At 57.0% G+C, this 7,635-nt stretch carries 7 protein-coding genes and 1 pseudogene; 6 read left to right on the top strand and 2 right to left on the bottom strand.

All coding sequences use genetic code 11. The features are described from left to right. Nucleotides 1-467 (top strand): annotated as a pseudogene (locus tag ACVIIW_RS36025) (formyltetrahydrofolate deformylase); the annotation flags it as partial. A gap of 44 nt (nucleotides 468-511) precedes the next feature. Continuing rightward, complete coding sequence (gene folD / locus ACVIIW_RS36020) at nucleotides 512-1,375, top strand: bifunctional methylenetetrahydrofolate dehydrogenase/methenyltetrahydrofolate cyclohydrolase FolD (RefSeq protein ID WP_456705044.1); 864 nt, start codon at nucleotides 512-514, stop codon at nucleotides 1,373-1,375. 91 nt (nucleotides 1,376-1,466) lie between these two features. Here the strand turns inward: folD and ACVIIW_RS36015 are convergent, their stop codons facing one another. After that, nucleotides 1,467-2,255 (bottom strand): dioxygenase family protein, encoded by a 789-nt coding sequence (locus ACVIIW_RS36015; RefSeq protein WP_456705043.1) that lies wholly within the window; start codon nucleotides 2,253-2,255, stop codon nucleotides 1,467-1,469. 353 nt (nucleotides 2,256-2,608) lie between these two features. Here ACVIIW_RS36015 and ACVIIW_RS36010 point away from each other — a divergent pair, with 353 nt between their 5' ends. The 4 genes from ACVIIW_RS36010 to ACVIIW_RS35995 all read left to right on the top strand — a co-directional run bounded on the left by ACVIIW_RS36010 (nucleotide 2,609) and on the right by ACVIIW_RS35995 (nucleotide 6,697). Next, entirely contained in the window at nucleotides 2,609-3,205 is a 597-nt protein-coding gene (locus tag ACVIIW_RS36010) for an SRPBCC family protein (RefSeq protein ID WP_456705042.1), read from the top strand. Nucleotides 3,206-3,309: 104 nt separating this feature from the next. Beyond that, entirely contained in the window at nucleotides 3,310-4,716 is a 1,407-nt protein-coding gene (locus ACVIIW_RS36005; RefSeq protein WP_456705041.1) for an aminomethyl transferase family protein, read from the top strand. 203 nt (nucleotides 4,717-4,919) lie between these two features. Next, complete coding sequence (locus ACVIIW_RS36000) at nucleotides 4,920-5,624, top strand: alpha/beta fold hydrolase (RefSeq protein WP_456705040.1); 705 nt, start codon at nucleotides 4,920-4,922, stop codon at nucleotides 5,622-5,624. Nucleotides 5,625-5,770: 146 nt separating this feature from the next. Beyond that, the gene (locus ACVIIW_RS35995) at nucleotides 5,771-6,697 is read left to right on the top strand and encodes a LysR family transcriptional regulator (protein WP_456705039.1); all 927 of its coding nucleotides are present in this window, start codon (nucleotides 5,771-5,773) and stop codon (nucleotides 6,695-6,697) included. Here ACVIIW_RS35995 and ACVIIW_RS35990 read toward each other — a convergent pair. Then, complete coding sequence (locus tag ACVIIW_RS35990) at nucleotides 6,640-7,626, bottom strand: amidohydrolase family protein (protein WP_456705038.1); 987 nt, start codon at nucleotides 7,624-7,626, stop codon at nucleotides 6,640-6,642. The genes ACVIIW_RS35995 and ACVIIW_RS35990 overlap by 58 nt on opposite strands. Nucleotides 7,627-7,635: the final 9 nt, after the last annotated feature.

The raw sequence follows: 7,635 nt of genomic DNA, 5'->3' as shown, positions 1-7,635 counted from the left end.
GTCGCTCGGAGATATTCCGTTTCACTATCTTCCCAGTACTCCGGCGAGCAGGGCGGACCAGGAGAGCAGGCTTTGGTCTATCATCGAAGGTGAGAAGGTGGATCTCGTTGTACTTGCAAGATATATGCAGATCTTGTCGGGCGAGTTGTGTCGGAGGCTGGAAGGTCGCTGCATCAATATACATCATTCCTTCCTGCCCGGATTTTAAGGGCGCCAAGCCGTATCAGCAGGCCCACCACAGAGGCGTCAAGTTGATTGGTGCGACGGCTCATTATGTGACCGGCGACCTGGATGAAGGGCCCATCATCGAGCAGGACGTCGAGCGGGTCAGCCATCGCTACACTCCGGACGATCTGGTGCGGAAAGGCCGTGATATCGAGCGCAGGGTGCTGGCTCGGGCTGTAAGATATCACCTCAACGATCGTGTCTTGCTTAACGGGAACAAAACGATCGTGTTTGCGGAATAGATGGCATCGTTGCGAGGCTGTCATAGTGTGTGTCGGAGGGGTCTATGGTCGCCAGGATCATTGATGGCAAGTCCATCGCAACAAGTCTGCGCGAGGATTGTCGCCAGAGGGTCTTGAAACTCCAGCGGCAGGCAAACGTCACGCCGGGGCTAGCGGTGATTCTGGTCGGTAGTGATCCTGCTTCCCGTCTCTATGTCACGAACAAGATACGAGCGTCCGCTGAATGCGGTATCAACTCCCATCTGTACGAATTGCCGATCGAGATCGATCAATCGGACATCCTCGATTTAATCGATCGCCTGAACGAAGACCCGGCCATTCACGGAATCTTAGTGCAGCTTCCACTGCCAAGCCATATCAACATCTATGCAGTTCTGCACAAGATCGCGATAGAGAAGGATGTTGACGGTTTCCATCTCTATAATGTCGGCGGGCTGGTGATTGGCCAGACGATCTTTTCGCCGTGCACGCCATTCGGCGTGTTAAAGCTGTTGCAGCACGAACGGATCCCGGTGTCCGGACAAAACGTCATCATTGTCGGTTCAAGTAACATCGTCGGAAAGCCATTGGCGCTGATGATGATGAAGGAAGAGGCGACCGTGTCGGTGTGTCACGCCAAAACGCGCGACCTCGCCCAGTTCACCATATTAGCCGATATTCTGGTAGTGGCGGCAGGTGTACCGAATCTCATACTTCCGCAGATGGTCAAGACCGGTGCGGTGGTAATCGATGTCGGAATAAATCGCTTACCTTCCGGCCGAATTGTCGGAGATGTAGAGTTTGACGGCGTGCGTCAAAAAGCGTCCCATCTCACCCCGGTCCCGGGAGGCGTCGGTCCCATGACTGTGACGATGCTGATTTCGAATACCGTATCTTCGGCTGAACGTAGCGCGGCTTGCCTGATCTGAGGACGCAGTGAGGTTGCGCCGAGGGCAAGCGCGCACGTTTAACTGAGAAGACTGCGGCCATCTTTCTCCGCGATCGTCTCCTCGGTTTGGGCTATTTTGGCATCAGATATCCCACGCGCTCGTCCGGAGACAGGTCGGGGCCTGCGGGGAGTCGTCTCGGTGGCTCTCCTGCGGCTCGCGGGACCATGGGGACGAATTTTGGCGACCGAGCAGATCGATCGACAACGAGCACCAGCGAGGCAACATAGGAATCAGCTTCCTCCCGCAAATTGGAAAACGTGCTGTGCCCAGTCGGCTTGAGAAACTGATCCGTCGCATTGAGGGTGTCGCGGGAAATCGGCCGTACGTAGCGCGGATTAAAGCCAAAAATAAACTCGTTAAGAGCGTCTGGAAAGTAGATCTGGGCATTGAGCACAGAGACAGTCTCGATCGAGACTTTCGCGTGGATATGCGGGGTACGGCCGCGATACCAACCCGGATAGATCGTATGAAACTTGACGATGCCGGCATCGTCGGTGTGCTGAAATCCCCGCAAGAACGTCTCGGACGTCGTATCGATGTTTGCGTCGTCACCCTGCAGAGCAAAGCCGGAGTAAATGCCCTGCGCATCGGCCTGCCAGATATCGATGCGCGCGCGGGAAGCTGGTCTTCGTTCGGCATCGATGATGCGTAGATGCAGGTCGAGCGGGAGACCCCTACGTCCATCTGTTATATTCTGTCTCTCGGGCGCATTGTCGAGGTAATATGGACCCTCGGTTGCCTGGGGCGTGAGGAGACAAGTCCCATCGGTTCGGCCAGGACATCCAACGCAGTCCTCAGATATTTTGACTTCTGCTGAGACGTCGACAGCATTCTTAGGATGCGGCTCGTTCGCGTTCATTCGGCGATTACTCCCATGGAAGTCCGACGCTGCGTGCGATGCTCCACGTCGGTCACAATCTTGTCGAGCCAAGTTTTAATATCAATTGCACGCCCGTGCAGAGCCGAATTTGCGACGCGACCAGCGCGCGCGCTGACGTGCTGTGTTTGGCAACTTACTGATGATTATAGGAAATATCGTCCGGGTACGATCTGATATACAGAACCGGTATTGCTGCTATTTGGCGCGCTCGTCCATGTTGGCGCTGTATGGATGGACTACAGGGCGGTCGAACAACGACGCATTATTGATCGCGAGGTCATCGCATGGGCTGCGCAGCTAGCGGCTCGCCGTCCGCAAACGTAGGTTACAAGATGCAGTTGAGGAATGCTTTCAAGGTCGAGCTTGATCCCGACGTGACCTGGTCCACAATAATGGACGTGCCGCGAATCGCGTCCTGTGTGCCAGGAGCCGAGCTGAACTCGTGCGGCTCTAACGAAGAGTACCGTGGGCGTGTCAACGTGAAGCTCGGTCCTGTTGCCTTGACCTTCGATGGGATAGTTGCTGTTCAGGACCGTAATGACGGCGCGCGGACCGCGACAATCCACGGTCGGGGTACCGATACAAAAGGACGGGGAAACGCAACCTCGAAAACGAAAGTGTCCGTTCTGCCGTCCGGCGATGGGGCTGAAGTCTGCCTAGATACCGACCTCCTACTTTCCGGCATGATTGCTCAATACGGCCGCGCATCCGGCGTAATTGTCGCTGTCTCGGATGAATTGGTTGCTCAATTCTCCGGAAACTTACGGAATTTAATCGCGTCGTCGAGCGGATCCGGTCCTCCGGAACAGTCGCCAGCATCGGCGGTTGGCGCGCTTGACCAAGCTGGCGATAAGGCTGGTCCATCACCGGTGCTCGGAATGGGGTTCGTCTGGCTTGCGCTGCTACGCTGGTTGCGTGGCTTGATTTAGCGGGAAGACGAACTGGCATGTTTGTCGGTGCCAGCACGGAGATCGCAGCTGTAGCGTGATCCGGATGCAAGTAAGTAGTTCAAATACTAAATAAGGGAAACGCCATGAGTGATAGCACAAAAAGCCAGATGACGGACTTCGATAATATCGAAAAAATCATTCCTCATACACCATTTGTGCCTTACTATCCGGACTGTACGATGTATTCGATCAGACCGGCGCGCCCCTTTTTGACCCCCTACGAGTACACAGGTTGGCGCGATGAAACGATGGCCTGGAAAAAGACCTGCTATCTTCACGGGACATTAAACCCTTCGCCAACACTTCGTTTTCATGGTCCGGATGCGCTGAAATTCCTGTCCGACACCTGCGTCAACAGCTTCGCCACCTTTCCGATTGGTAGCGGAAAGCACGGAATCATGTGTAACGAAGACGGGTTAGTAATGGCCGACGGCGTGATCGTACGGCTGGGGGAAGACGATTTCATCACCTACTGGATGGCCCCGTACATGGCGTATGTCCTGCAAAAGGGTTCATACAATGTGACCGCAACCAATCTTACCGGCAAGGTGTTCTTGTTCCAGCTGGCGGGGCCGCGTTCGCTCGAGGTGCTAGAGGCCGCGACAGGACAAGATTTCCATGATTTGAAGTTCATGCGTCAGCGGCAAACTCAAATGAGCTTCGCTTCTCATCCTGTGTCGGTTTTGCGCATGGGAATGGGCGGCTCGCTCGCCTACGAATTGCATGGCGACGTCAACGACGCCCGTGCCGTTTATCAGGCTTTGGTCACCGCGGGCGGTCCGTTTGGCCTTCGTCGCCTCGGTTTTCGGGCCTACATGATGAACCACACGGAGAACGGTTACCCGCAAGCGTTCTATCACTTTCCTTATCCTTGGGCCGAGGAGCCCGATCTGGTCGATTTCCTCCAACGAACCGGCGTCGCGATCGGGTATCCCCCGCATATCGCGGGAAGCATGGACGGCGGCCTTCAGCCCCGCTATCGCAATCCGGTTGAGCTTGGCTGGAGTCGCATGATCAAATTTGACCACAACTTCGTCGGCCGCAAGGCGCTGGAAAAGGAGGTGGCTCATCCGCGCCGCAAGATGGTGACGCTGGTCTGGAATTCGGAAGACATCCTCGATGTTCACGCATCGCAGTATAGACAGGGTGAACCCTACCAGAGCATGGATCAGCCGAACCATTTTCCTGGTGACAATGCGAAGTTTGTCTACTACGCCGACAAGGTGCTCAAGGATGGAAAACTGTCTGGCATCAGTTCCGGTCGCGCCTATAGCTACCACTATCGCGAAATGCTCTCGCTCTGCTCGATTGATGTCGAGTGCGCCGAGATCGGCACCGAGGTCAAGGTTTTATGGGGCAATCCTGGCACGAGGCAGAAGGAAATCCGAGCGATCGTGTCCAGGTTCCCGTATCTTGACGAAGGACGAAACCAGGACGTCGATGTCAACAGGGTGCCGCGGCTGCGATCAGGGGTCGTTGCCGCAACGTAGTTTGAGTTCGGGAGATCGATAAATGAACCGAGCCTCAATTCGAAGTGTCTGAACGCGCGGGACCACATCATGGACCGAGGCAGTGTGCGGAGGCGGGACCGATCATTTGGTCCCCACCTTCCGCGCTTACCCCTAACTGTTGGAGCGAGGTAACGATTGGCGACGCCCGGCTGAGATATTGGGATACCGGAGGTGCCGGCGAGGTGGTCGTGCTGCTCCATCCAATCACCGGCAGCGCAGCGATTTGGGGGTATCAGCAGCACGCCCTTGCCGGCGCGGGCTATCGGGCTCTCGCGTATTCGCGGCGTGGTCACGAAGGTTCGAGCAGCGCGGTCAATGAAAAGGGCATTGGCCTTCGTGATCTTGGCGGACTTGTGGACCAGCTTGGAATCGAGACCTTGCATCTTCTGGGTGCCGGGGCAGGTGGATCGGTGGCTCTGGATTTTGCGCTCTCGTTTCCGGGACGCGTCCAAAGCGTGATCCTCGCGTGCACGATGGGCGGGGTTGAAGACCCCGAATTCACAGAGACCACGCACTGTCTCTTGCCTGCCCCGTTTTCCGCGCTTCCCAATTCGTTCCAGGAACTGGGACCATCTTACCGTGCAAGCTGTCCCGATGGTGTCGCTGAATGGGAGCGGCTGTCCACAGGACCGACAAGGCCGCCCAATCCGGCGCCGACCAACTCGATCACGTTTGCTGCGCTGGAGCAGACGTCGTTTCCGGCCCTTCTGATCGGAGGCGACGCGGACCTGTACATGCCGCCGCCCCGCAAGCGAAAACTGGCGAGCCATCTGCCCGGTAGTGAAGTTTACATTGTTCCAGAGTGCGGCCATTCAGCTCATTGGGAACAGCCGGACGCATTCAACCGTATCGTCCTGGATTTTCTGAGTCGCCGCCACGTGGCGTAGGCAGGTGCCTCTTTGCAGTTGATTCGCGGTCCCGTTGCACGCTTGGCGCGGGGCAGGCCGGTTATGACCTCGCCGGCCTTGGGGTAGCTTGCGCTTCGCCACCGGGCAGCGTTGGATGCGTCATGGCGTCGGGGAGCGGTCTTGCGATGAATCTGGAATTGCTTCGATTGTTCGTGAATGTCGCCGAGCAGGGTAGCCTGACCAAGGCTGCGGGGGCGCTTGATACGGTGCAGCCAGTCATCAGCCGCGGACTGTCCGCGCTTGAAAAAGAAATCGGCGGACGGCTCTTTCATCGGAACGGCCGCGGGGTCAAGCTTTCGCCTCTGGGAATGGAACTGCTGCCGCAAGCAAGGTCGCTGATCCAGGACTCCGACCGTTTCCTGAGCCACGCGCGATCGGCCAATGCAACGCCATCAGGCATCGTGCGAATTGGCGCTCTCGATGCATTCGCGGATCCGCTTATACCTGTTCTCTACAAGCGGGTTCAGGATGAGATGCCACAGGTTCGGCTTCGTATTTTCGTCGGGCCGATCGGACGGATTGACGAGTGGCTTAGCGATGGGACAGTCGATATCTCGCTCAACCTTGGCGACGGCACGAGTACGGCCGGTGATAGGCGCAGGCTTGGGTCGGTCGATACTTGTCTCGTCGGTAGACACAATGACCCGTTGCTGCGCGGGCCCACAGTCGAATTTGACGCTCTTCACGATCTGCCGCTTGTTCTGGCGGCGACGTCTGGCCAACTCCGCAATCGATTAGAGCAGATTGCGCTTGATCGCGGAATCCGGCTCAACCCCGTCATCGAAATCGATATGCTCAAATTTCAGTTGAGCCTCGCTGCCTTGGGCGGGGGCTATGCCGTTGTGACGGCTCAGGCGCTTACTGAGCAAACCGCAGCGCGACTTGCGCTGTCGATCTCGCGGATCGTCAATCCACCAATTGTCCGGGGCATTCTGCTTGGTACCAGTATCCGGGAGGCGCCTTCGCTGGCCGTGAGGCATGTACACAGATTGATTCAGGAAATCGGAGCCGATCTAATTGCTAATGGCTCCTGGCGCCGCATGGGTGGTTGAGCCTCGAGCTTGAAGAGACGTTCCGCATTCCGGTGTGCAATTGCGGAAATGACGTTCGCCGAAAATTCCGCCGATCGGAGCCAATTGGCCGCTTCGATATTGCTTTCATAGGGATAGTCGACCGAAAATAGAACCGAATCTGGTCCTCCCATCGCATCCATTGCGCATCGCAAGGCTGCGTCGGAGCACACGCCGCTTGTCGTGATGACGACGTTCCGGCGCAAGTAGTCCGAGATCGAACCCAGTCTGAGACCGCGTTTCGCTATGACATGCCTCAGGCGGCTGTCAATCCTGGCGATGTAAAGTGGAATGCTCTCGCCCATGTGGCCCAGAATAATGCGTGCCGTCGGGTAACGATCAAACACGCCCGACAGCAAGACCCGCAGCGCGTGAGCTCCTGTCTCGGCGCTCCAACCCCAGGCCGCCATGCTCAGCTCGGGGTAACCTTCCAAGATATCCCACGCACGGTACGCGCGACTGGGGTGGAGATAGATCGGGACATCAAGGGTAGCCGCCTGTTCCCATATTGGTGAGAATTGATCCTCATCGAGGTATTGCCCATGCGTGTGGCCATTGATCAATGCCCCCTTCGCTCCGAATTGCAAGACCGCGCGCTCCAGTTCGTTGGCAGCTGCAGTCGGATCCTGCGTCGGCAAACAGGCTAGACAGGCGAACCGTCCGGGGAAGCGCTGCGCGATCTGCGCCATCAGCTCATTCGTCGCTGCAGCGTTGCGTCGGGCATTTGATGCATCCACCATGCCTTGTATGCCGGGCGCCGCCAAGGAGATGACCTGTACGTCGATGCCCGCCACGTTCATGGCATCAATTCTCCTCTCGCCGACGTCATAGATTTCGGCGAGCGGCAAGCCCGGAAATTCTGGCGTGGAAAAATGCTCCTCAACCGCAATGATTTTGCTCGGAATAGGCATTCTGGTCTC

The sequence above is a fragment of the Bradyrhizobium sp. USDA 4449 genome (assembly GCF_054056275.1).
Note: the sequence above shows the minus strand (reverse complement) of the source record. Positions and strands in the feature narration are given on the sequence as shown.

What these genes read in the sequence shown, in the direction of transcription:
- folD (WP_456705044.1), top strand. Translation starts at nt 512, where the DNA reads ATGGTCGCCAGGATCATTGATGGCAAGTCCATCGCAACAAGTCTGCGC.
- ACVIIW_RS36015 (WP_456705043.1), bottom strand. Translation starts at nt 2,255, where the DNA reads ATGAACGCGAACGAGCCGCATCCTAAGAATGCTGTCGACGTCTCAGCA.
- ACVIIW_RS36010 (WP_456705042.1), top strand. Translation starts at nt 2,609, where the DNA reads ATGCAGTTGAGGAATGCTTTCAAGGTCGAGCTTGATCCCGACGTGACC.
- ACVIIW_RS36005 (WP_456705041.1), top strand. Translation starts at nt 3,310, where the DNA reads ATGAGTGATAGCACAAAAAGCCAGATGACGGACTTCGATAATATCGAA.
- ACVIIW_RS35995 (WP_456705039.1), top strand. Translation starts at nt 5,771, where the DNA reads ATGAATCTGGAATTGCTTCGATTGTTCGTGAATGTCGCCGAGCAGGGT.
- ACVIIW_RS35990 (WP_456705038.1), bottom strand. Translation starts at nt 7,626, where the DNA reads ATGCCTATTCCGAGCAAAATCATTGCGGTTGAGGAGCATTTTTCCACG.